The sequence below is a fragment of the Infirmifilum tikiterense genome, assembly GCF_054696565.1.
Genome location: NZ_CP182482.1, coordinates 511547 through 535318, shown reverse-complemented (window position 1 = coordinate 535318; position 23772 = coordinate 511547). Strand labels below are relative to the sequence as shown.

Here is a 23772-nt window from a genome sequence, read left to right as displayed (position 1 = left end):
AATGAGCGCTCAACTAGACCTACTCCTGGAGTACTTCCCACAGAGCATCGTAGAAACCTTAGTTAAGAGGCTGGGCTTAACCCAGCTCTACCCCACGCAGGTAGAGGCTTTAAAAAGCGGGGTCCTGGACGGCCAGGACATTGTCCTATCTGCACCGACAGCTTCCGGTAAAACACTCGTGGCCGAGCTAGCCATGTTGAAGGCACTAACGAAAGGTGGGAAAGCGCTCTATATGGCTCCTTTGCGGGCTTTAGCTTCTGAGAAATACGACGAGTTCAGCACGTTTTTCGGCGCATTTGGTTACAAGACGGCGATAAGCACAGGAGACTTCGACAGCGACGACCCGTGGCTCGAGAAGTACGACGTTATAGTGACTACAAACGAGAAGGCCGACAGCCTCCTACGCCACAAGGCCAAGTGGTTCGACAGACTCACCCTAATAGTGGCGGATGAAATACACCTTCTCGGTTCTGACAGACGTGGAGCGACGCTCGAGGTTTTTCTTACGAGAGTGAAGCTCATGCCTAGGAAGCCGCAGTTACTCGGCCTCAGCGCGACGATCGGAAACCTCGAGGAGCTCGCGGAGTGGTTGCAGGCTAAGCCTGTGAGGGTGGATTGGAGGCCTGTACCACTCAAGGAAGGTGTGTACTACAACGGTGAAGTGTTCTACAGTGATAGTTCTTCCGTATCCCTTGAAGATCACGGAAGCCCGTTGTACGACTTGGCGCACGACACCCTTAGAGACGAAGGTCAGATGCTCGTGTTTAGCCCTACCCGCCGATCGGCAGTTAGCGACGCGAAGAAGCTGGCCGCTGTAACCCTCAAGTTCATGAAGCCCCAAGAGTCCCGCGCTGTTCGGGATGTTGTAGCTAAACTTAAATCGATTTACGCCGATAAGGTGACTCTCGAACTTCTAGCCTTGCTGCCGAGGGGCGTCGCATTTCACCACGCCGGGCTTGGATCGGAGGCTAGAAGCGTTGTTGAGAAACTCTTTAGGGATCGCTTAATCAAGGTTGTAGTAGCGACCCCCACCCTTGCCGCAGGTGTAAATCTCCCTGCGAGACGAGTGGTGATAACCGACTATAGAAGGTTTAACGTGGAGATGGGCTACTACGAGAAAATACCGGTCATGGAGTACAAGCAGATGGCAGGTCGCGCGGGGAGGCCCCGCTATGACGAGGAGGGCGAGGCAATTCTCATTGCACGTTCCCTGCAGGAGCTGGAGTTCCTGTTCAATAAGTACATAAACGCGAAGCCTGAGAGGTTGCAGTCGCAGCTTTCCTCGGAGCCGATTCTTCGTTCTCACATTCTGTCAATTATAGCTACCTCAGATCAGGTCAGGAACATCTCCCAGCTTGAGAGGTTCCTCACTAGTTCCTTTTATTCGCATCAGAACAAGGACTACTTTTACATAGTCGAGCGGGCTAAGCTCATCCTCAAGAGGCTCGCCGGCGCCGGCTTTTTGGAGATAAACGGAGAGAACATCGTTCCCACTCAGCTCGGTATAAGGGTAGCTGAGCTCTACATCGACCCGTTGACAGCAGTTCAGGGTCTCGAGTTCTTCAAGGCACGAGAAAGCGCTAGCGCTATAGCGTATCTGTTCCTTATTTCGAGGACCCCCGACGCCCAGACCGTCCACGTAAGGCGTGGAGACGAGGAGTGGTTGGAGGAAAAGTTAAAGGCGAAGGCCGGGGAGCTGGGCTTCGAGGTCCCGGACGACGAGGTTGAGTACGAGTTTTTCCTCCAACAGTTTAAGACCGCCCTGCTCCTCGAGGACTGGATAAACGAGGTTCCAGAAGATGTGATTGTGGACAGGTACGATGTGGGGCCGGGCGACATATACTCCATCACGCTCACAGCTCAGTGGATCGCTTTTGCTCTCGCAGAAATAGCTAGGCTTTCGGGATACAACACCCACTCCGTCAACCTCGGTGTGCTCAGCAAGCGAATCGAGCACGGAGTCAAGGAAGAGCTCCTAGAGCTCGTATCCCTGAAAGGTATCGGGCGCGTGAGGGCTCGAAGCCTCTACAGCCACGGCTACAGATCTCTAATAGACCTGGTCGTAGCTTCCGAGGAGCAACTGGCCAGAGTCCCTGGAATCGGAAAAGCACTCGCAAAAGCAATAAAAAAGCAACTTTCCGCCGAGGAAGAAGTCGAGGTTCCAAACGAGCGCACCCTGAGCGGTCTCGACCTATACCTAGACTAGTCAACGCTCCTTGTCACTCGACCCATTTCAAAACATGCATGGTGTAAAAGCATAAGTGCATCTGCTACCGCCTATGATTGATGATGAAAAAACGCCGACAGAGAGATGACGATCAGGAGTACCTCTGACGTCGCTCCCCCTTTTCTGCCCCCTGCTGGCCCCCTTAACTCCTCGTCATTCCTGGTCAGCCTCGGGGTTGCCCATGGGGCAGGCTCCTCCACCTATCTACGGTTGGGAGCTTGTAGGGTAGCTTCGTTTCGGGCGTTACAACTGCGAGATCCTCGGTTACTATAAACACGTCGATCCCCCTTCTTCCTTAGCACCTCAGAGTACTTACGAACAATCCTGTAGAACAGGCCGTCGTAGCGGTTTTTAAGGACGCTCTCTGTTGGGCTTCGTGTCTGCGCAGGAAAGATTGATACGCGAGGGGATGAGAAGGTATCTTTCGAGGTTTTATGACCCTACTTACATCGATGCGTTAGAGGAGGCTCTTCGTCGTCCAAGTTCTCGGTACTTTTTCCGCGTGAACCTCCTGAAAGCGGACCCAGTGGAGGTTGTGTCAAGGCTGAGAGAGGAGGGCTACGAAGTCCACATGCATCCAGCTGTTAGAGAAGCTATCTACGCGCGAGTCACAGGACCCCACAGTGTCCACTTACACAGGGGGAGAGTGGTGGTAGATTGGAACACTGCCGAGAGCGTTTACGTCGGGGCAAACGTCTACGCGCCGGGAGTCCAGAGGGTTATAGGAGCTGAAAAGGGGGATTTCGTCACGGTGGTGACCCCAAGCGGGCAACCAGTTGCGTCTGGGGTCCTGGAGATGAGCCCGGATGAAATATTCAGGGAAAGACGGGGGATCGCGGTGAGGGTGTTGAATTCCGTGTTTAAAGCTCCTTCGCTACGGGAACATCCACTGCATAAGGAGGGCTTAGTGTACCACCAGAGCCTGCCAAGCATGGTTGCAGTTAAGCTTCTGAACCCCGAGCCTGGTTGGAGAGTATTGGATATGTGCGCTTCTCCAGGCGGGAAAGCGACCCACGCAGCTATACTCATGGAGGATAAGGGAGAGGTTATCGCTGTGGATAGGTCGGCTAGTAAGGTTAGGGTTATCGATGAGAACGCGGCCCGAATGGGGCTAAAATCCGTTAAAACAATTCAATACGACTCCCGGTACATCACGGACGTCCTAGACACAGGTAGTGTTGATGCCGTTATACTTGACCCCCCTTGTACCACTCTAGGTGTGAGGCCGAAGCTGCGCTACACGAGGGACAGTACTGATGTTCACAGGCTTGCAGAGTACCAGCGTCAGTTCATTACTGAGGCTGCTAAGGTTCTAAGGAAAGGGGGGCTATTACTCTTCACCACTTGTACTCTTACACCGCACGAGAACGAGATGAATGTGCTTTTCTCGATGAAATTAGGTTTCAGGCCGCTCAGGATTAACCCTCCTCTTCTTCTGCGTAAACCTTTACTGGGAATAGAGGGGACCGTGTTCGACCCTGTGTACAACGACACCCCTGGCTTTTTCATCTCGCTGATGAGGCTCGAGGAGAGGCAACAATATTATTAAGGGCCTCTTCGTTAAAAGGTGGGTGATTGTATGTTCCCAGCAGCACCCATGGCTGGGTATGACAGAGCTATAACGATATTCAGCCCCGAGGGCAGGCTCTACCAGGTCGAGTACGCCTACGAAGCTGTGAAGAGGGGGATGACAGCTCTCGGGGTCAAGGCCTCCGACGGTGTCGTGCTGGCGGTCGAGAAGCGTAGCGCATCCCCCCTTGTAGAGGGCACTGAGAAGATAAAGAAAATAGACGATCACGTCGGCGTGGCTTTCGCTGGGCTCTTCGGGGATGCTCGCGTCCTAATTGACCAGGCCCGCGTCTATGCTCAAACCCACCGCTTGGTTTACGGAGAACCCATACCCATAGAGCTTCTTGTAAAACGCATCTGCGACATCAAGCAGGTGTACACCCAGCACGGCGGCGTTAGACCTTTTGGCGTAGCTTTTCTCTTTGCAGGCATCGATAGGAAGGGGCCGCATCTCATCCAAACAGATCCCGGTGGAACCTACTTGAGATGTAAAGCTAGGGCTATAGGAGCAGGTGCCCAGAAGGCGCTGGATCTCTTCACAAAGGAGTACCACGAAGATATAAAGATAGACGAGGCAGTGCTACTTGCACTGCGGGGTCTGAGGGAGGCCATGGAGGAGGGCTTCGCGGCCGAGAACATAGAGCTAGCCAAAATAGACATATACGAGAAAAGCTTCAAGATATTCAGCCCAAGCGAGGTAAGCGCCCTCATCTCAAAGCTTTAGGCACACAAGTATTTATTTACAAACCCTGCTTCTGCTTTTTTGAGGCCGTTATGTCGAAGAAGAAGCTAAGCATTGCGAGGCTCGAGAAAGGTGGAAAGAGGTTTGAAATATTCGTCGACGCCGAGAAGGCCTGGGCGCTGAAAAACGGCGAAAAAATCAACGTTAGGGAGGTTGTAGAGGGAGAATTCATTTACTCCGACGCGAAACAGGGGCTAAAGGCTTCAGAAGTTGACCTCAAGAGGGTTTTCGGTACTTCGGATCCCTACGCGATAGCTGAAACTATTATAAAGAAAGGAGAGCTCCTGCTGACAGCCGAACAGCGCCGCGAGCTCATCGAGTCGAAGAGGCGCCAGATAATTGAGTTCCTGTCGCGTAACACGATTGACCCCAGGACGAACACCCCTATTCCCCCCAAGAGAATCGAACTCGCGCTCGAGGAAGCAAAGGTGAGCATCGACCCCTTTAAACCAGTCGAAGTGCAGGTGAATGACGTAATAAAAGCCCTGCGAATGATCCTGCCGCTAAAGGTGGCAAGAGCAATAATGGCTGTTAACATCCCGGCACCCTACGTTGGGAAGGCCCACAGCGCGCTTTCCAAATTCGGCAAAATCCTGCGGGAAAGCTACTCCTCCGACGGCTCGCTGAATGCTGAGCTCGAGATACCTGCCGGGATGCAATCATCTCTCATGGAGCTAGTCGCGAGCCTCACGAGAGGCCAGGGAGAGGTTAGGTTGCTACGAACAGAGCAGGTGTGAGCAGATGACCTTGTACGTGAAAGACAGGCAGATCGTCATCCCGGGGGACCCCATCGGCGAGCAGGGTAAATTCAGCATAGAAGGCCACGTGTACCGCGTCAACAAGAAGTTTTTCTCCAAGGTCCTCGGCGTTGTTTACATCGATCCAGACCGCAAAATCGTGAGAGTCATTCCACTCAAGGGCAAATATATTCCAGTTGAAGGGCACAGAGTCATCGGGAAGGTCGTCGAGGTGGGACTCACTAACTGGATCGTCGACATAAACTCTCCCTATGAAGCCATCCTCCCCGTCAGCGAGGTGACGTCAAAACCAGTTAACATATCTAGAAACGAGTTGGCCAAGATACTTGACGAGGGTGATCTTATCCTTGCAAAGGTGATATCTTTCGATTACACAAAGGACCCTGTCATCAGCATCAAGGAATCCAAGCTTGGAAAGATACCCAAGGGCTCCCTCGTGGAGATAAGCCCTCAGAAGGTTGCCAGGATAATCGGAAGGAAGGGATCCATGGTGTCGCTAATCGAGGAAATGCTAGGAGTAAAGCTCATCGTCGGCCAGAATGGCAGAATAGTAGTCGTCGGCGATGATCCCTTAAAAGAGGAGATAGCTGTGCTTGCAATAAAGAAGATCGAGGCAGAAGCCCATATAACCGGTCTCACAGATAGAATCAGGGAGTTTATAGAGTCGAGGCTGAGAGAATGACAAAGGCGAAAAATGTGAAACTGATCGACGAGAACGGCAGGAGGACGGACGGTCGCTTACCAGATGAGATGCGGCCGCTGAGGGTTGAATCCGGTATTTTAAAAAACGCAGACGGCTCCGCGTACGTGGAACTAGGAAACAACAAGGTTGTTGCTGCCGTCTACGGCCCTCGAGAGGTCACACCTAGACATGAGGCGCTGAGCGATAGGGCTCTTCTGAGGTGCAGGTACGCGATGTTACCCTTCAGCGTCGCGGATAGGAAGAGCCCTCAGCCTACGCGCCGCGAGATAGAGCTCTCAAAGGTCATCCGCGAGGCTCTTGCACCGGCAATTTTCCTCAATGAGTATCCAAGGACCGCTATTGATGTTTTCATCAACGTATTGGAGGCTGACGGCGGCACCAGGACGGCCAGCATTATTGCCGCTTCAGTGGCGCTGGCTGACGCCGGGATAGCTATGAGAGATCTTGTCGCGGCTATTGCTGTTGGAAAAATCGGCGACATCCTCGTGCTCGACATCAACGGCCTCGAGGATCAGTACGGTGACGGCGATATGCCTATCGCTATGATGCCGAAATTGGGAGAAATCACCCTCATACAGGCCGATGGCGTATATACCCCGCAGGAGGTGGAGCAGGCTGTGGCCATGGCCTCGAGAGCGATCAAGAGAATCTACGAAGAGCAGGTTAAGGCGCTTAAAAGCAAATATGAAGCCGTAAGATTAGAGGTGGGGAAAGATGAGTGATGCAGTTTCAAGACTAAGGATTCTACCGGTTGTTAAAAAAGAGCTGCTGGTAGCTTCGCTTAGGAAAGGGGTGCGGCTCGACGGCCGAAAACCCGAGGAGATTAGACAACTGAGCCTGGAAAACGGCGTGATCACCAAGGCTGAAGGTTCCTCTATAGCCAGGCTTGGCGACACGAAAGTCATAGCCGGAGTGAAGCTGAGCATAGGGAATCCCTTTAGCGATACTCCTGATGAGGGAGTGTTGATAGTCAACGCTGAACTTTCACCACTCGCTTCACCCCTCTTCGAGCCTGGACCCCCGGGAGAAGAAGACATCGAGCTGGCAAGGGTTATTGACAGAGGGCTTAGAAGCGCAGGAGTGATAGAGCTTTCAAAGCTGGCGATAATACCGGGCTCTAAGGTTTGGTCCGTATTCATAGATATTTACCCCTTGGACCACGCTGGGAACATACTCGACGCTGCAGGTTTAGCCGCGATGAGTGCTCTTCTCAATGCAAAGATCCCAAAGACCAATGTCGAGAACGGAAGAATATCCATTCTCGACGAAAAGATCCCGTTACCTGTAAAAAGCAGAGTCGTGTTCGTAACGGTTGCTAAGATAGGAGAGTACCTTGTCGTCGACCCGTCGCTGGAGGAGGAAATAGCCAGTGACACGAAAATTACATTCAGCATAACAGAGGACGGGAGAATATGCGCTATTCAAAAGAGCGGCGAAGGTTCCTTGAAGCCGAGCGAACTGCTCAAAGCCAGAGACCTAGCTCTGGAGGCAGCAAAGAACCTGTTTCCATTGCTTCCGCCTTTACCGGTTCAACAGTCTGCATAAGTAGCACCTCTTTTTCCGGTCCCCACTCATGCTTACCTCGATCTTTCCTTCTTGTCCAGCGCTGGCACAGATTATCTCCGAGCGCGACGCGTGGGCATGGCCTAGTCGAGCACAGCCTGTGTGAATGCTTATAACCCCTTCTCGCGCTTAGCGGCGATAGTCGAGATATGCGCCGAGGTCTGGGATTGCGTGGCGAGGCGGCTGTCGAGGCGCCGAGGCAAAGCCCCGCCGTACAGCCCCGAGCGGGCGCAATTTGGCGGGACTGGCCGAAGGCGCAGAGCCCATGAGTACCCCGAAGAGGGGGCCCCTGATCAGTGAAGGGGTGGATGAGCCAGGCGCGAGCCCCATGGCATCCTAAAGCCAATGTAGGGATCATGGGAAAAGTCACGGAACTCGCGAAGAAAGAAAAGGAAGAGCATAAAGAATTTATTGAGAGATGGAATTCGGCGTGTGGTGTTTAAGCTATGGGTAAGCACACGAAAGTAGTCGGAAGGGCTGGCAGGTTCGGAGCCCGCTATGGATCCACGCTTAGGAAGAAAGTCGCAGCCATCGAGCATAAGATGAAGGCCAAGCACAGGTGCCCACGTTGCCAGAGCGTTGGCACGCTCAAAAGAGTTAGCGTCGGCATATGGTCGTGCAAAAAGTGCGGTTACACATTCGCGGGTGGCGCCTACCTGCCTAGGACAGAGGCTGGCCGCACTTTCGCGCCTGAGGAGCTGAAGGCGCTAGGATTGAAAGGATAGGTGCTTAACGATTTTGACAAAATCCCAGGGAGAGACCTCATAAACCCTTTTATCAGGGTCTATTCCCGCCTGTGAGAGTATCTCCCGCGCCTGCTCCTTGCTGATGCCCAAACCTATCGACAGCCCTGTTTGAAGCTTTTTCCTCCTATAAGGAAATACTTTTCGAGTAAATGCTTCAAGGTGCTCTAGGAAGCTTGAGGGAAACATCCTGGTTGGAACCATCCTAACCACCATTGTTTCCACCTTGGGCCTTGGGACGTAGGCTCGGCTTGGGATTATAAACAGCTCATCGATGCTGAAGCACAGCTGTGCCACAACCGAGAGCCTGCCGTAATTCCTCGACGTTGGCTGAGCCAGCAACCTCTCCCCGACTTCCCGCTGCACACCGAGAACAGCGTACTCCAGGGCCTCATCCCTGCACAGTAAGAGCACTATCTCTGACGATAAGTTAAATGGAGTGTTGGACGCCACAACGTGCCTGCTCCTACTTAGCGCGAGTTTGGTGGCGTCTGATAAAACTATGTCGGCGTTACCTACCTCTTTTACACACTCTTTTAGGAGAAACACCATGTTAGGGTCTATTTCGCTGCAAAAAACGTACTCCACTCGTTTTGCTAGCTTCAAGGTCAAGCTACCTAGCCCGCAACCTATCTCATACACTACTCGCGCTTCGCCCACCGCGTCGGTAAACAGCTCTATGTACCGCTCATCCACCAATATATGCTGCCCTAGACGCTTACGCAGGTGGAGTTGCTTTAAGTTCCTCCAACACTCGGACACAGCATGCCTTCCTCCCGCTCATTATTCGAGGCAATATCAAGCTTTCGACTGGAGGGGCCCGGGCCGAGATTTGAACTCGGGTTCACCGGCTCCACAGGCCGGCGTGTTAACCAGGCTACACCACCCGGGCCTCAGCTACTCAGATTTGTACTTGGCGACGGCTCTTTTTAAGTTTTCCCTCGTTTATTCTCGTGCTCAACTCACAGCTAATCTTGCTGCAAACTGGACCGGGGGAGTGTAAGCTAGTGGTCGAGCAGTACATGCGAACTTCTCCTTTTCTGCTCACACTGCCCTCTTAACTCCTCATCATCCTTTCTCGGCCCGCGGACCGCTTACCAGGTATTGCGCTTGGTGCGGCAACGTGTACCTGAGTTTCGGGAAAAGCTAAAAAGCACCATTGCTACGAGGTGGGTGTGCAGCCTCAGCGCGTGCTCGTGCTTCGTGAAGAGGGGCGAGCGATGCTCGCGTACGGTTGGGGGTTCATGATATTCGAAGACCCTCCTGATTCCGTGAGAACGCTGTTTAATCTGAGCAGGATGGTGGGGATGGGCGGTAAGCCCTTTATAATCACAGTCGGCGACGTTGTTTCCAGCACCTTCGAGACCTACGCGTACACTAATGTGGCGATAGTTGACGGAAAGACTCGCCGTAGAGTGGAACTGGGGGGATCGGGGATCGAGGCTGAGTACAAGTGCAGGAACAGCCCTGGAACGATAACCCCTGAGTGCTACAGTGCGGTGAGTCAGGCTGTTGGGTTAACACCCGCTGAAGGCAGAGCGAGAGTTGCCGTGGAGGGAGAGGAGGATCTCCTGTCGCTTGTGGCCATAAGAGAGTGCAGACTTAACACGGGCTGGGTTGTCTACGGGCACTGGAAAGGATTCGTCTGCGCTATCCCGTGCACACCGTTTTTCAAGAGATTAGCCGAGGTACTTCTCCAAACCTGTTTCGAGAAGCAGTGATGTGACGAAATCAATATTGCTGCGCAGCGACGAATAGGGCACGCGGAGCGCCTTCGCGAAGTAGTATAAGTCTCTTTCCACGCCAAGCTTTCGTAGCACTATAACGGCTACTGCGGCGGCAACGTTCCTCCTACTCCTCCCCACAGCGTACCTCCTGATGCGGGAAAGTATTAGTTTTGCATGCCTTTTGGCGACTTCCCGTAGGCCTGGGTCAGCGATGTTTACCATCAAGCCCTCAAGGTCGGCATCCCACTCGCTGGCAATTAGCCCAAACTGTCGGGCGAAAGGTAAGAGGTGAAGCACGTCTCGAACCCTCAGCTTTAAACCGTGTGCGCGAAGCGTCTTAACGAAGTCTCGCAGGTTCACCAAGGGGTTACGCCTCTTTGACTCCAGGTAGAGCAAAAGCGCCAAGATAGCAGTCTTTCTAAATCCCGCATCTTCCTGTTTACTAAGGAAGATGGTGAAGCGCTTATAATCCTCCAGGATCCTTTTTCTCGCATCGGGACTGAGGTTGAAAGCGCTCGAGACCTTGCTGAGGATTCTCCAGAGCCTGTAGTCCTCGAGTTGGCCTGTAATGATGAGGTTCAGCCTTTCCAAGTGAAAATCCTCGCTGTGGGATCTCCTACGTGAAACTACTTCGCGCCCAGCAAGCGTGGAGTCCAGGCTTATCTCGACTACAAGGCCGCACTGAGAGCAAACGTAGTAGCCCCTCGGGTCTAAGACAACCTCTCCGCCGCAGACCTCGCACCTCACGCGAATAACAGCTGTTCATGGATTGAAATATAATGGGGGCTGATTCGAGGAGGGGGTGTTAAACTATTATAAAAAATTTCCGTACAGGCTCAAAGATGGAGCCCAGTATTCGCAAGTTATCGCAAACCATGTAGTGACAGTGAGCTCTGAAGAGTAGATTTGCGATAGCTATACTTCAACAACAGGCATTGTTAAGGTTCTCTTGACCCCCGGCAGCATGCGTATTCTGGTGAGGATAACCTCCCGTATCTCCTTTTCATCGCTACCTGCAATCTTCACGATTATATCGTAGACACCGTAGAGGAGGTTTGCCTCAACTACACCTGGCACCTTCTTCAGCTCCTCTATCACCGCGCGCTCTTTACCAATATCACAGTTTATCAGAACATAAGCTGTAGGCATTGATTAAATCATTCTGCAAGGTGCTATTTAAGAATTTTCGCATAAAGAAGTAAGTGCTTGTGTCTGCTCCTGAGCCTGAGAAGGTACAGAGACAGTCTGCCTCTGCTTGCGCAGAGGAGCTACACGAGCCATGTCAGTCTGTTACACCCACATGTATCGTCCCATTACCTTATCTCCTGCTCAACTCACTCCAAACCGCAGGGAGCCGGAGCCCCAGAAAACCTCAAAGAGAGTTCGGGGGGTGCGCCGAGAATGCATAGTTTAACTCTTTACCGAGCAAATCTAGGGAGGAGAAAGAATAAATATTGAGACAAAGTAGGGGATCATGGTAGCGGCCGTGGTCTAGTCTGGAAGGATGGCGGCCTTCCACGCCGCAGATCCCGGGTTCAAATCCCGGCGGCCGCACTTTCAGGTTGACTCCTTTCCCGCATTCAACTGCTTTCGAGCTATACTAGGCCAGCCAGCTTGTAAAGCCTATGAACTCTTTCTTCTCCGTTTATTGCGTCGATGACCTCAGCTGTCTGCACCGGAACGAGGGCGCGCCATGCTGGGTTCCGCTGAGCCATAAGCTGTCTTATTCTCGTCCCTGAGTACTTCTCCCTATCGAAAAAGGGTATTTCTTCCACAGGAATCCCCGACGCCTCCAGTAACATCCGTGAGAGCTCGTCGTTTGTGTAAGCTACTTGAAAGCTAGGGGAAAACGTCCTTACGTTGCACACCCACTTGGAGTGCTCCGAAATCGTGTCTGGAATCATGATGACTATAACTTTTTCGATCATGCCTGAGCCCCTGAGGGTGCTCCAGATCATGAGCGCCCTTTCCCCGGCGGTGAAGGGGTTCCTTGGCTCGAAGCTTACCTGAGCGCTACCTATCCCGACTATCACTTCATCCTCGCGGGAGAGTATCCACTCTATCGCTTTATAGTGGCCCAGATGAAATGGCTGAAAACGCCCGATGTAAAGAGCTCTCCTCAAGCAGACCCCCTTTTCTCAAACCTTCAGGGGCGTGCTCTCGATACGCATAAGATCGTTGTAGAACTCGTAGAGAATCTCTCTATAATCTCTTAAGCCGTTTTCCACCTCGTCCATTTTCTCCAAAACCTTCTTGGTGGTCTCCTCGGACACCAGGTCCCCAAAGCTTTCATTCAAACTCGTGTAAACGCTTACTCCAAGTTTAGTCGGCACGAGCTTTCCTCCCTTAACTTCGATGACGTAGTTTCTGATGAAAAGCTTCTTGATGATCTCCGCGTAGGTTGAAGGCCTCCCGATGTTCCTCTCCTTCATCAACGCGATTACGTCGGCCTGAGAGTAAAGTGGCACAGTGGGTCTTCTCCTGTAGTCTACGCTGACAATCCTGTATTTTCCAGGGCTTAGCCTGAAGTTCTGCCGTAAGGGAAGCATCTTCAGGAAGCCTTCCTCCAAGACCTCTGACACAAAACCGTACGTCTTCACGAAGTACGCCGACGAGACCTCTACGGTTTCTTCTATCACCCTAGCAGGAGGCATCTGGCTCGCCATAAACCTGGCAAATATTAGTCGGTAGAGCGCAAAGTGCTGCCTTGTCAGAGGGATGGGTAGCTGCAGTATACCCTGCTGTATCATGGTCGAAAGCGTCTCCGCGTCTAAGGGTCTTGTCGGTCGAATACACTCGTGCGCCCCCTCAGTCCCCCATCGGCGTGGAACAAAGAACTCCGCCCCAAACTTCTCCGATAGGTAGGTTCTCGCTACCTGCAAACCTGCATCCGAAACCCTAGTGCTATCCGTTCTATGGTAGGTTATCAGACCGCTCTCGAAGAGCTGCTGCGCGATCCTCATCGCCACGTCAGCATTCATTCCGAGAACTTCATTGGCGTCTCTAAGCATGGCGTCCGTGGTGTAGGGGGGCGGCGGGTTCAGTAGCTTCTCTACAGCCGCCTTCTTCTCCACCGTAACTTCGCTCCCTTGAAGCTCCTCCGCAACAACGCTCGGGCGCTTACCGTTTAGCTGGACGTCCTCGACTATTAGGTAGACGTCGTTCTCGAGCGTGACCCGGAAGACGGGCTTTACGCTTCTTAACGAATCACGGTACCTCTGGATTATCCACCCTAAGACCGGCGTCTGCACTCTACCGGCCGATAGCCAGCGCGACCCATACTTCTCGTGAAGCTTCTTGCTTAAAGCAAAGCCAAGCCACCTGTCCTCGATGCGGCGAACAAGCTGGGACTCTACAAGGTTCATGTTTATTTCCCGGGGGCTTCTCAGCGCTTCCTCGAAGGCCCTACGAGTAACCTCGTGGAACTCTATGCGTTTTAAAACGCGTGTAAACGGTTTCAGCACTAGGTACACGTCCCACGCTATCTTCTCACCCTCGGTATCCGGGTCCGTGGCCAAGAGCACTTCGTCCACTTCCGACGCTAGCTCTTGCAAGCTTCTCACAATGTCTAGCTTGTCCAAAACCCGCTGGCTGCCGCAGTAAGGGCACACCCTGGTGCTGGACCCCTTGCCCTTAAAGTTGAACGTGTTACCGTCGGCTTTGAAGTCTGTGAACTGACGCCCGCAGTCCAGGCACCGCTTAATGGAGGTGAACACCGGGACGAACGCTTTCCTCTCCGCATTAACCAGAACTCCGTACTTATTGTCGCTGAAGCCTCTGAAAAAGAACTCCGCCGAAGTTATAAGGTCAAATACGTGACCCTGGGACGCCACGATCTGCAGAATCCTGTCTCCGGTTGACGTTTCGTAAGATATTATGCCGTTAAACTTGCGCTTAGTAGGCTTGCCAAAGAACGATGCGATGGTTCTCGCCTTGGTGGGAGACTCGACGACGACGAGGGTAGACTTCACGAGGTCTTTGGTCACAGCCCCGGAAACATCCCCTGCAAGGACCCTGCGGATGAAATCTCTTTCCTTTGAAATCTCTTGGATAACCTCCTTGAGATTAATCTCGTCGATCCTTCTCCATTGAGAATCCCCCGAGTAAAACCTCATAGATCTCATGAATTTCTCCAGGAGAACCTGGTCTTGTTCGACAACTATCGATAACCCCTTCGAGATCCCGCCGGCGTATAGTCTCGACGTTCTACCTGAAGCCTGCACATACGTGAAGACGTCAGGTATGAGCATGTATAGCTCTCCGTTCTCCTCTACAAGCTTCACCGCCGTTTCGGCAGACAGCCTCTCCAGAACCTTTCTATCCGAAAGATACTTCTCCACGATAGATCTCAACCTAAGGAGGTTCCGAATGAGGGTCGAGAACCTACCGCTCGCATCGCCGCGGGCGTAGAGCTCCTGCACCTGCCTATACTGGTTAGCGTCCAGCTGAAGCAACCTGTTCCTCACGCTGGCTATGAGCCTGTCTATTTCGGCTCTGTCGCCCTTCTCTGAGATCTGCGATATGTTTGAAGCCAGCTGGAGAAGCCTAGATGGTGTTAGCTCTTCTGGCTTTAATCTGAACTTGAACCTGGGAACACCGACGAACACCGCATACTTTACAACTTGGGGAAGATCGAGACCCCTGACTAGCAAACCGTAGTAGCTCGCTATCCCTATGATGACGTCTAACCCCCCTTCGCTGAACTGCTCCAATACACCTTTTTTCACTCTGCGGTAAACGTACTCCGCTCTTATCCCGCGCGACCGGAGCTCCGACGCGACGCTCGCGAGCTCCTCCTCCGGTGTTCCCATCGGGAAAAACACTAAGCCGCCTGAGCCCAACTTCGTGATTATTTCTATAGCGCTCTCGGTTGGTTTTCCATCTGTAACTAGTGCGTAAACATCTAGTACATTCCTCAGCTGCTCGCTCCTCGTACCCACCTCAAATCCTAGAAGCTCACGGAACAGTTTCACCCTAACTCCCCGCGCCCTACCCGTAGCCGTAGATACCACCAAAACGCCCCTTCTCCCCTTACTCGCCAGCATCGTGCTTAGCTTCCTCTGCAACTCTTCCAGCTCTTTTGTCGCTTCTTCACTCTGTTTCCTGTTGCGCTGAGAGTATGCGAGCTTTCCCTTAAGCATCACGATCTCGAACGCCGTTGAGATCTCTTCCTGGGAAAAGCCGAGTAGGGTCAGTATTCTCTCTATGTTTTTAGATGACTTTAGAACCGAGTCGACGTCGTCTACGAATATGAAGTCGAAGCTCATAGAGGAGAGCTTGTCAAAGTGGTGCGATAGGAAGTGCGAGGTTGATAAGAGGAGTGAGAACTCCCCCCTGGCTATCCTCTCAAGTGCCTCTTCGCGCTCCTTTTGGGAGAGCCCCGAGTGGTAGGTGACTATAGAGTCCTTGTTCACTCCAACGCGATCCGAGAATAGGAGGGTCTTCTTGTAGACCTGGTTCAGCAGGGTTGTTGTGGGGAGGATAAGGTAAGCGCGTCGGCCTTTGGAGACCATATAAAGGGCCATGATTATGCCGAAAACAGTTTTACCGACACCTGTTGGGGCAAGGACCGCGAAGCTTGACCCTTTAATCACTCTCCTAGCCCAGGTCACCTGCGCAGACCAAGGTTTGCTGGCTAAGGCCTTTTCGAAGAACGAGGTGAACTCTGAGAGCTCCTCCTCGATTTTGAGCACATAACCCAGCCTTTCGGTTTTTCCCGTTTCCTTCAAGAGCCTTACAACTGAGGCCAGAAAGCTCCTGTAGCTTTCTAGGTCTACTGGCTCCTCGAGTCCACGGGGGCTCTTTGAAGAGGGGAGACAAACGTAGCAGGGTAGCCTCTGGTTCAACCTGGTGTCGGTTATAGGACCACCGCAGTTGGGGCACGCCTCACGGAAGATCGCGTGTATGTTCTCCTCCACTTTCCTCGTGAGGAGTAGTTTCAGAGAAAGCTTTAAAAAAGTAGTGTTTTAGGATTGGGAGGCGAGCTTAACCAGGCGGTTCCAGTTCTCCTCGATGTCTCTCTTGATTTCCTCGAGGAGCCACCTGTTCTGTGGCTCCAGCAGATGCCGGAACCTACCCTGAAGCTTGAAGTAGTCCTCTATGGGTTTCGGTTCCTTCACGGGAACTGTGATCCTTATTTTGCCATTCTCGTACTCGTAGAGCGGCCATATTCGCGTCTGGACGGCCAGCCTTGCGACCTCGATGCTCCTCGAGGGGTCAAAGTACCAGCCGGTGGGACACGGGGTGAAGTAGTGGAGCACTACGGGACCGCTGAAGGAAGCGGCTTTAACGAGCTTGTTGTACATGTCGACCGGGAAGGCGGGGTTCATCGTGGCGGCATACGGGACCCCGTGTGCGATCGCTATGTCTATGAGGTTCTTCTTCCTCTCAAGCTTCCCGGGTATCACTTTCCCAGCGGGGCTGGTTGTGGTGTGGGCTCCTTTGGGCGTTGCCCCGCTTCTCTGGATCCCGGTGTTCATGTAGGCCTCGTTGTCGTAGCATATGTATATGAGGTCATGCCCCCTCTCGAGTGCACCGCTCAATGCCTGGAATCCTATATCGAACGTACCGCCGTCGCCGGCGAAGACGATGACTTTAGGCTTCTTGTTGCCGTATTTCTTACTTAGAATCTTAAACGCGGATTCAATGCCACTGGCTACTGCCGCTGAGTTCTCAAAGGCTACGTGGACCCATGGAACCCCCCAGCTTGTATAGGGGAATATGGTGGTAGCGACCTCCAGGCATCCCGTGGCGTTAACAACCACCTTGGGATCCGGCACGGCTTTTAAAGCCATCCTGACTATCTGAGGTATGCCGCATCCAGCGCACAGCCTATGACCTGGAGCAAAGTACTCTGCTCTCGGGATTTCCTTTAAAGTCCTAATGAACTTCGCCTCACTCACTACTCCTCACCTCTCAACCCCACCCATATAGGGCTTTCCGGAGCTTCACCCTTCTTTAAAACAGCCTCCGATATCTCGACGATTCTCTCAACGTGTGCCGGCGTGAGGTCCCTACCGCCTAAACCGTATATAACGTTGTACAATAGCGGCTTCGCTTTAGAGTTAACAAGCGACGCAGACACGTCCATGAACAGCTGTGCCCCAGGGCTACCGAAGCTGACACTACGATCCATAACCGCGACCACCGAGGCCCCTCTCAGAGCTTCACGGAGCTCCCTGGCTGGGAACGGTCTGTACTGTGTCAGGCTCACTACCCCCACCTTCTTTCCCCTCTCGGCGAGCCTCCTGGCCGCGTACCTCACAGTGCCAGCAGAGCTACCCAGGACCATGAGAACCACGTCTGACCCTTCGACGTTGAATGCTTTGACCGGCGCATACCTCCTACCGGTTAGTTCACCGTACTCCTCAAAGACCTCCCTTATAACTGGCCTCACCGACTCTAGAGACTCAAACTGATTACGCTTGTGCTCCATGTACCAGTCGAAGAGGTCCAGAGGCCCATAGGTAGCAGGTTTATCCGGGTCAATGGGGTTCACAGGCTCTTTCTGTGGCAGGAACGCCTTCACGTCAGAGTCTTCAAGCACGTATAGCCCCTCAAGAGCATGAGTCAAAATGAAGCCATCAAGGTTCACAATGCTGGGGAAGAGAACCCTCCGATCCTCAGAGATTCTGAACGACATCAGCGTCAGATCGTAGGCTTCCTGAACGTTTTCCGCGAAGAACTGCAACCAGCCGGTGTCGCGCGCCGCGTAAGCGTCATCGTGGGAGCAGTGAATGTTTATATTGGGTGATAGGGCGCGGTTGCCCATCGCCATCACAATCGTCGTTCTGAGACCCGCTGCTATCCATAGGATCTCGTACATTAGCGCTAGCCCCTGACTGGATGTTGCGGTGAAGACCCTTGCACCCGTTAGCGACGCCCCCACAGCTGCAGATAAAGCTGTGTGTTCGCTCTCCACGGGAATAAAAGCCGCGTCTAACTCGCCGTTGTTCACGTACTCCGCAAGAGTTTCAACGATGATCGTCTGTGGCGTAATCGGATAGGCTGATATGACGTCTACCTCTGCCTGCTTCACGGCGTAGGCTACCGCTCTATCGCCGTTCATCCCGACAAGCTTACCCCTCATGCTTTACACCTCAAGCCTCATCTCTATCGCGTGAACCGGGCAAATGTTCGCGCATATCCCGCACCCCTTGCAGTAATCGTAATCTATCTGAACGGAGTCGTCGTCCCCCCTCAGTATGGCCGGCTCGGGGCAGTGAATCCAGCACAGCAAGCACCTTATGCACTTGCCGTTGTCCAGGACCGGCTTCATCGCCCGCCAATTCCCGGTCTTGTTGTAGAGGCTCGTTTTCGGTTCGGGTATTATCCCCCCTAGGGGGAGATCCTTCCACGATTTGATCTTCAAGACCAAGCTCTCACCACTCATACTCCCTCACCATCTCGTACGCTTTCTTCACAGCAACAGCATTGCTTTCAGCGAGCTTCGGGTCCCTGCCGAACCTCTCCGCGATAACACCGAGCACAGTCTCGAGCTTCACAACACCGCTCGCCCGGGCGAATGCACCAAGCATCGGGGTGTTGTAGAACGGCCTGCCAAATATCTCCATCGCAATGCTGTAGGCATCGACAAGCCACACTTTTGCCCCGAGCTCCCTGGCAATTTTCAGTAAGCCTTCAGGAGGCTTCTGCGAGTTTAGGACTATGAGCCCGCCGCTTTTAAGCCCCTGCGTTATATACTGCACCTCGTTCTGGAGAGAAGGGTCGATCACTACCACAGCGTCGGGGTTGTATATGCTTGAGTGCAGCTCTATGGGTTGATCGCTGATCCTCGTGTATGCCCTGACGGGCGCCCCCCGCCTCTCAGGGCCGAACTCCGGCGCGTGGTACACATACTTACCCTCCTTTAGCGCCGACAACGCGAGTAGCTCGCTGGAAGTCACAACACCCTGCCCTCCTCGGCCGTGCCAACGCACTTCGTAGATGCTATCGCTCATCGACGTTCAAGCACTAAAACATGGCCCAAGAATAATAAACCTTAAGCAATAGGAGCCTTTAGGACTTGGGACCAGTGGTATCCGCTTCCTCGCCCAACCGAGTTAAAGTTAATTAGCCATAGAGCATGCCTAGACACTTGATGCGGGTCTTCGTGGCTTACGCGGAGGAGCTCAAACGAATCGCTTTTACTCCACCCTCACTGCGGGACCCGTGGATCACCAGGATAAAGCTCTTTTACAGCGAGAGGTTGCCGCAACTCGAAGAAAGTCTGGTTGTTCAGCGCGTGGAGCCCTCACCTATAGGCGAGGAAGAGCTGCTGAGGGCGCATGATAGAGATTACATCGAGTTCGTGAAGCGTAAATCCACCGAAGGTAAGGGTCTTCTCGATTACGGTGACACGCCTGCTTATCCAGGTGTGTTTGAGGACGCTTTAACGACAACGGCCGCAACGCTCACGCTGGCCCGTAGGCTTCTCCTGGAGGGGGGAGTTGGGTTTAACCCTAACGGTGGCTTCCACCACGCGCGAAGGCGAAGCGCGGGAGGCTTCTGCGTTTTCAATGACTTAGCAGTGACTGCGCTGTGGCTTCGCGGGCACGGCGTTGAGCGGGTAGCCATAATCGACATAGATGCCCACCACGGTGATGGCACTCAGCAGATACTCTACTCCACCGACGTACTCAAGATCAGCGTTCACGGCTACGGGTACGGCTTTTACCCCGGAACCGGCTGGATCGACGAGCTGGGCGAGGGGGCAGGTTATTGCAGGAACTTTAACATACCTGTACCCCTCGGCTCGGGCGACGACATCTTCATCAAGGTTCTCGAAGAGGTGATAACCCCTCTCATCGACGCGTATAGACCGGGTTTCCTCATCATTCAAGCTGGCGTCGACGGCCACAGGGGTGACCCTTTAACGGACCTAAACTACACTGAGCACTCTTACATGCACTTTGCATCATTTGTGTCAAGGTACGCGGCTGGCGGTACTCCAGTGCTCGTAACGGGCGGAGGGGGGTACGTTCCATCTACCGTGTCCAGGGTCTGGGCGCTAGTGCTTTCTAGAATAGCCGGTGGCGACGCCAGCCCATTCCTTGTCGGCGATGAACGCACCGCCAGCAGTGGAGACATTATGAGCCTTGTTGAAGACAGAGTAGCGTGGCTTAAGGAAAAAATCAGGGAGTGTAAGTTCTAATATACCTCAATTTCAACTCCGAAAGCTGATCCCTGCATGCTGACTATGACGTCCACGTCCCTGTTGCCCGTCAACCGCGTGAGCGACTCTACAAATTCTCCGATTTTTGTAAAAAGCTCGCCCGGCGTCTCCCCTACCCCGTCAACGGCGACCTTCACGCTCTTACCGTTAACCTGAACCTCGAATTGAGCGTCCTTGAACATGCTCTTGAGCTTCTTCTCCACGTCACTCTTAGTTATCAAAGCCACCACTAGGAAAAAAGGAAGACTCCTGCGTTTAAAAACATATTGGCCCAATTTACACGGCTCCTCCTTTTCTGCCCCCACTGGCCCCTTTCGCTGACCCGAGATCCCTCTCCCGGTTTTTCATGGGCTCAGCATTATCGACGAGCCCTCCGTTCATGGCACGCGACCCGGTTCGCCCTGGTACTCCTAGAGCTAAATAACAACGAAAAATCTATCTTGCAATTTATTGCCTTTCTGGTGAAAATAAAGATGACATCGGTTGTCGCGCTTAGTGAGATGATGAAAGAGTACACGCAGAAATTCAGTGAGTACCTTGCAAGGAAAGATTACGACTCAGCGATACCTCTGGGTTTACAAACTCTTGAGAACCTCTTAAAGATAGCGAGAGAGGAAATAGTCGGCATGCTAAACGACCCAGAGCTGGTTAAAGTTGGCGAGAGCATACTCAAGAACTATGAAAACATAATCTCCTACGTTAAGGGGTCTCTGAGCACGCTGAAGTATGTTTCACCCATTTACGCTGCTGGTGAAAAGGAACAACTAGTGGGGCTCATTGCTAGCTCTGTATCAGAGATTTTCAACTTCGTTATGGGCGCACTACTCATCGTAGCATCTCTCCAGGGTCGCCAGCAGGCAGAGGAGCCCTTTGGCGTCGTATGATCCTCACTCATGCACCTTGAGCGGCTTTATACTCACGACTTCTACCTCAGCGCCCGGCGGTATGGAGAGTTTTTCGCGCAACTCCTTAGGCAAGGTGAACTGCCTGGAATCCGTGTACTTCGTCTTAAGAAGCCTCGCCGTAAACGTGTGCTCCGAGCCGGCATACCTTATCGTCACCTGAGCCTCAACGACGTCCCGCAACCCGAGCTTTCTCACGAGGCTGGCCGGCACGAGGACCTGATTATTGGAGTACATCTTTATCCTATACGGCAAAGACTCTATCCCAAGCCCTTTTACTCCACGACGCCTTTCCGCCATAACCACTCCCACAATAGTGTGTATTGTAAAAACGTCTTATATTTTTCACGTCCATTCCACCTAGCACTCTCTAAAAGATTTTTCTCTTTTGCGGCAGAAAACCCTGACAGGGCTGAGTAGCGCCCCGGCGTTAACTACTTAAAAACACCCCCGCCAAGAGTTGTTGAGCGGGATGTGGTCAATACTCTACTACTTGAGAAACGATCCTGAAAAGCTCAGGTGGAACTTAAAGGCGCGGTTCATGGATCCTTCTCTTGTAGATGAGGCGCTGAAGCTCGACGAGATGTGGCGCGCAAAGAAGCGAGAGTACGATGAAGCGCGGCACGAGCTGAACAAGGTGTCCGAGCAGATAGGTAAGCTACCTGCCCAAGAGAGGGAGAGGGCTGTAAACGAGGCCCGGAGGCTCCGCGAAAAGCTGCAGGCTATCGAGAGGGAGCTGTCGTCCCTGGAGGGGGAGAGGGAGAACATCCTCAGGAGGATCCCTAATATCATACATGAGAGCGTGCCTATAGGCCCTGACGAGACGTACAACGTTCCGGTGCGCTACTGGGGCAAGCCGCGCGTGCCCCGAGAGTTCCTCGAGGCGTTCCTCCGGGAGACTAGGGAGAAGGGATTCAACGTAGAGTACGAGGTCGCCGACTGGAAACCCGTCGGGCACGCGGACTTCCTAGAGGGTAAAGGGCTGACCAGCACGGAGAAAGCGTCCGAGGTTGCCGGCTCCCGGTTTTACTACGCGTTCGATGACCTTGTTTGGCTGGATATAGCCCTTACGATGTACGCTCTCGAGAGCCTGGCCAAGAAAGGCTTCACCATACTCCAGCCGCCCCTAATGCTTAAGCAGGGAGTGCTTGAGGGCGTGATCAGCTTCGACGACTTCAGGGACATGGTGTACAAGATAGAAAACGAGGATCTCTACCTGATAGGCACAGCCGAGCACCCCATAGCCGCTTTACACGCGAACGACGTCATAACCGAGAAAGACCTCCCCCTCCTCTACGCTGGCGTTAGCCCCTCTTTCCGCAAGGAAGCCGGGGCTCACGGGAAAGACATGAAAGGCATATTCCGCGTACACCATTTCAACAAGGTGGAGCAGTTCGTTTTCTCGCACCCCGATGAGTCCTGGGAGTGGCACGAGAAACTGATCAAAAACGCCGAGGAGCTGTGGCAGGGCCTGGGCATCCCCTACAGGGTGGTCAACATCGCTTCGGGCGACCTAGGCGTGGTGGCCGCGAAGAAGTACGACCTCGAGGCCTGGATGCCGGCTCAGGGGAAGTACAGGGAGATGGTCTCCTGTAGCAACTGCACTGATTGGCAGAGCTACAGGCTCAACATTAGGTACGCGGAGGTGAAAGGCGCGCCGAGCAAGGGGTACGTCCACACGCTGAACAGCACCGCGCTAGCTATCCAGCGCACGATAACGGCGATAGTTGAGAACTACCAGACACCCGACGGTTACGTGAAGGTGCCGAGCGTGCTGAGAAAGTACCTGGAGCCCGTCGAGCCCAGGCTAAAAGTCTTCGTTTTCTAAACGCTAACAGCTGGTGCAGTAGCATAAGTTTTTAAGCTTAAAGCCATAGTTCACGTCTGTGGAACTATGAGCACGCGCCCAGAGGAGGCTGGAAACATTAAGGTTGGGTCTTTCATAGTCATCGACGGGGAGCCCTGCAAGGTCGTGGAGGTTGAGAAGAGCAAGACCGGGAAGCACGGCTCGGCTAAAGCGAGGATAGTCGGCATAGGCTTCTTCGACGGGGCCAAGAGGAGCATCGTGGTCCCGACAGACGCTAAGGTCGACGTGCCGATGATCAGGAAATTCAACGCGCAGGTCGTTTCGATCACCGGAGACTACCTACAGCTGATGAGCCTGGATGACTACAGCACATTCGAGGTCCCCATGCCCGCAGAGGAGGAAATAAAGAGCAAGCTGTCGGAAGGAGCAGAAGTGGAAGTATGGGAGGTTATGGGCCGCTATAAGATAATGCGCGTAAGAAGCTAAAGGAGCAACCTTACAGCACACCTGCAACTACCCGCTGCTCTCTTGAAAACTCTGGTCTTCACCTTGTATTTGCTGCGAAAGCAAGCACTTCGTTTGGAGGATGACGCGGGTACAGGCGAGTTTTAAATAAAACCCTTGCCACTGCAATGAACGGTGATGACCCAGGCAGGCCGCGACTCCCTTCGAATCTACATGAGGAGGGAGAATGAAAGAGATCTTGAGTGCTGAGTTACTTCTCCACAGACTCCATGAAGTAAAGACAGGTCTCCCGGCAGATTACAGGTAACCAGTCTTATTAAAAAAAGACATCAAAAACGAGAAAGAACGAACTAGTATTACATGAGGATTAGTGTCCGTGGTTTCTGGTTCAA

The 23772-nt window shown here is 53.1% G+C and carries 24 protein-coding genes and 2 tRNA genes; 14 read left to right on the top strand and 12 right to left on the bottom strand.

The features are described 5' to 3' along the window. The first annotated feature begins 1 nt into the window (after window position 1). The 8 genes from ACNO7C_RS03000 to ACNO7C_RS02965 all read left to right on the top strand — a co-directional run bounded on the left by ACNO7C_RS03000 (window position 2) and on the right by ACNO7C_RS02965 (window position 8287). Window positions 2–2206, top strand: coding sequence for a DEAD/DEAH box helicase (locus ACNO7C_RS03000; protein ID WP_460025507.1), 2205 nt, complete (start codon window positions 2–4; stop codon window positions 2204–2206). Window positions 2207–2603: 397 nt separating this feature from the next. Then, window positions 2604–3776: a PUA domain-containing protein gene (locus ACNO7C_RS02995; RefSeq protein ID WP_460025506.1), complete on the top strand. Its 1173-nt coding sequence runs from the start codon at window positions 2604–2606 to the stop codon at window positions 3774–3776. Between the two features lie 30 nt (window positions 3777–3806). Beyond that, on the top strand, window positions 3807–4520 hold the full coding sequence (gene psmA, locus ACNO7C_RS02990) for an archaeal proteasome endopeptidase complex subunit alpha (RefSeq protein WP_460025505.1): 714 nt from the start codon (window positions 3807–3809) through the stop codon (window positions 4518–4520). 50 nt (window positions 4521–4570) lie between these two features. After that, window positions 4571–5275, top strand: coding sequence for a ribosome assembly factor SBDS (locus tag ACNO7C_RS02985; protein ID WP_460025504.1), 705 nt, complete (start codon window positions 4571–4573; stop codon window positions 5273–5275). 4 nt (window positions 5276–5279) lie between these two features. After that, complete coding sequence (gene rrp4, locus ACNO7C_RS02980; protein ID WP_460025503.1) at window positions 5280–5978, top strand: exosome complex RNA-binding protein Rrp4; 699 nt, start codon at window positions 5280–5282, stop codon at window positions 5976–5978. Then, window positions 5975–6721, top strand: a complete 747-nt coding sequence (gene rrp41 / locus ACNO7C_RS02975; RefSeq protein WP_460025502.1) for an exosome complex exonuclease Rrp41 — start codon at window positions 5975–5977, stop codon at window positions 6719–6721. The genes rrp4 and rrp41 overlap by 4 nt, the downstream gene beginning before the upstream one ends. Next, window positions 6714–7544: an exosome complex protein Rrp42 gene (rrp42, locus tag ACNO7C_RS02970; RefSeq protein ID WP_460025501.1), complete on the top strand. Its 831-nt coding sequence runs from the start codon at window positions 6714–6716 to the stop codon at window positions 7542–7544. Before rrp41 ends, rrp42 begins: the two co-directional genes overlap by 8 nt. Window positions 7545–8008: 464 nt before the next feature. Then, window positions 8009–8287, top strand: a complete 279-nt coding sequence (locus ACNO7C_RS02965) for a 50S ribosomal protein L37ae (protein ID WP_460025500.1) — start codon at window positions 8009–8011, stop codon at window positions 8285–8287. Here ACNO7C_RS02965 and rsmA read toward each other — a convergent pair. Then, window positions 8270–9067 carry a 16S rRNA (adenine(1518)-N(6)/adenine(1519)-N(6))-dimethyltransferase RsmA gene (gene rsmA, locus ACNO7C_RS02960; protein WP_460025499.1) on the bottom strand — a complete coding sequence of 266 codons (798 nt, stop codon included), beginning with the start codon at window positions 9065–9067 and terminating at the stop codon, window positions 8270–8272. The genes ACNO7C_RS02965 and rsmA overlap by 18 nt on opposite strands. Window positions 9068–9122: 55 nt before the next feature. Further along, window positions 9123–9197 (bottom strand) — tRNA-His (locus ACNO7C_RS02955). 283 nt (window positions 9198–9480) lie between these two features. Between ACNO7C_RS02955 and ACNO7C_RS02950 the strand changes: the two genes are divergently transcribed. Next, window positions 9481–10026 (top strand): DUF359 domain-containing protein, encoded by a 546-nt coding sequence (locus ACNO7C_RS02950; protein WP_460025498.1) that lies wholly within the window; start codon window positions 9481–9483, stop codon window positions 10024–10026. Here the strand turns inward: ACNO7C_RS02950 and ACNO7C_RS02945 are convergent. Further along, window positions 9985–10779 (bottom strand): TFIIB-type zinc ribbon-containing protein, encoded by a 795-nt coding sequence (locus ACNO7C_RS02945; RefSeq protein ID WP_460025497.1) that lies wholly within the window; start codon window positions 10777–10779, stop codon window positions 9985–9987. The two genes, ACNO7C_RS02950 and ACNO7C_RS02945, sit on opposite strands and share 42 nt — an antisense overlap. Window positions 10780–10947: 168 nt before the next feature. Next, window positions 10948–11181 carry an Lrp/AsnC family transcriptional regulator gene (locus ACNO7C_RS02940; protein WP_326403599.1) on the bottom strand — a complete coding sequence of 78 codons (234 nt, stop codon included), beginning with the start codon at window positions 11179–11181 and terminating at the stop codon, window positions 10948–10950. Window positions 11182–11512: 331 nt separating this feature from the next. Here ACNO7C_RS02940 and ACNO7C_RS02935 point away from each other — a divergent pair. Then, window positions 11513–11586 (top strand) — tRNA-Gly (locus ACNO7C_RS02935). 41 nt (window positions 11587–11627) lie between these two features. Here ACNO7C_RS02935 and ACNO7C_RS02930 read toward each other — a convergent pair. The 6 genes from ACNO7C_RS02930 to ACNO7C_RS02905 are packed head-to-tail and all read right to left on the bottom strand — an operon-like array spanning window position 11628 to window position 18980. Then, window positions 11628–12155 (bottom strand): nicotinamide-nucleotide adenylyltransferase, encoded by a 528-nt coding sequence (locus tag ACNO7C_RS02930; protein WP_460025496.1) that lies wholly within the window; start codon window positions 12153–12155, stop codon window positions 11628–11630. A gap of 15 nt (window positions 12156–12170) precedes the next feature. Further along, window positions 12171–15950 (bottom strand): reverse gyrase, encoded by a 3780-nt coding sequence (rgy, locus tag ACNO7C_RS02925; RefSeq protein WP_460025495.1) that lies wholly within the window; start codon window positions 15948–15950, stop codon window positions 12171–12173. Between the two features lie 48 nt (window positions 15951–15998). After that, window positions 15999–16934 carry a thiamine pyrophosphate-dependent enzyme gene (locus tag ACNO7C_RS02920; protein WP_460025494.1) on the bottom strand — a complete coding sequence of 312 codons (936 nt, stop codon included), beginning with the start codon at window positions 16932–16934 and terminating at the stop codon, window positions 15999–16001. Continuing rightward, the gene (locus ACNO7C_RS02915) at window positions 16934–18121 is read right to left on the bottom strand and encodes a transketolase C-terminal domain-containing protein (protein WP_460025493.1); all 1188 of its coding nucleotides are present in this window, start codon (window positions 18119–18121) and stop codon (window positions 16934–16936) included. The genes ACNO7C_RS02920 and ACNO7C_RS02915 overlap by 1 nt, the downstream gene beginning before the upstream one ends. A gap of 3 nt (window positions 18122–18124) precedes the next feature. After that, window positions 18125–18403 carry a pyruvate synthase subunit PorD gene (gene porD / locus ACNO7C_RS02910; RefSeq protein WP_460025891.1) on the bottom strand — a complete coding sequence of 93 codons (279 nt, stop codon included), beginning with the start codon at window positions 18401–18403 and terminating at the stop codon, window positions 18125–18127. A gap of 10 nt (window positions 18404–18413) precedes the next feature. Beyond that, window positions 18414–18980 (bottom strand): 2-oxoacid:acceptor oxidoreductase family protein, encoded by a 567-nt coding sequence (locus ACNO7C_RS02905; protein ID WP_460025890.1) that lies wholly within the window; start codon window positions 18978–18980, stop codon window positions 18414–18416. 137 nt (window positions 18981–19117) lie between these two features. Here ACNO7C_RS02905 and ACNO7C_RS02900 point away from each other — a divergent pair, with 137 nt between their 5' ends. Beyond that, entirely contained in the window at window positions 19118–20185 is a 1068-nt protein-coding gene (locus ACNO7C_RS02900) for an arginase family protein (protein ID WP_460025492.1), read from the top strand. Here ACNO7C_RS02900 and ACNO7C_RS02895 read toward each other — a convergent pair. Then, window positions 20182–20427, bottom strand: coding sequence for a hypothetical protein (locus ACNO7C_RS02895; RefSeq protein ID WP_460025491.1), 246 nt, complete (start codon window positions 20425–20427; stop codon window positions 20182–20184). The two genes, ACNO7C_RS02900 and ACNO7C_RS02895, sit on opposite strands and share 4 nt — an antisense overlap. Before the next feature lie 252 nt (window positions 20428–20679). Here ACNO7C_RS02895 and ACNO7C_RS02890 point away from each other — a divergent pair, with 252 nt between their 5' ends. Beyond that, the gene (locus ACNO7C_RS02890) at window positions 20680–21090 is read left to right on the top strand and encodes a hypothetical protein (protein ID WP_460025490.1); all 411 of its coding nucleotides are present in this window, start codon (window positions 20680–20682) and stop codon (window positions 21088–21090) included. Between the two features lie 3 nt (window positions 21091–21093). On the opposite strand, the gene ACNO7C_RS02885 is transcribed toward ACNO7C_RS02890, so the two are convergent. After that, on the bottom strand, window positions 21094–21408 hold the full coding sequence (locus tag ACNO7C_RS02885; protein ID WP_460025489.1) for an AbrB/MazE/SpoVT family DNA-binding domain-containing protein: 315 nt from the start codon (window positions 21406–21408) through the stop codon (window positions 21094–21096). A 172-nt stretch (window positions 21409–21580) separates the two neighbouring features. Between ACNO7C_RS02885 and serS the strand changes: the two genes are divergently transcribed. Together serS and ACNO7C_RS02875 are read left to right on the top strand one after the other, a co-directional pair. Beyond that, window positions 21581–22936 (top strand): serine--tRNA ligase, encoded by a 1356-nt coding sequence (gene serS / locus ACNO7C_RS02880; protein ID WP_460025889.1) that lies wholly within the window; start codon window positions 21581–21583, stop codon window positions 22934–22936. Between the two features lie 66 nt (window positions 22937–23002). Beyond that, complete coding sequence (locus ACNO7C_RS02875; protein WP_318536295.1) at window positions 23003–23401, top strand: translation initiation factor IF-5A; 399 nt, start codon at window positions 23003–23005, stop codon at window positions 23399–23401. The last annotated feature ends 371 nt before the right edge of the window (window positions 23402–23772 follow it).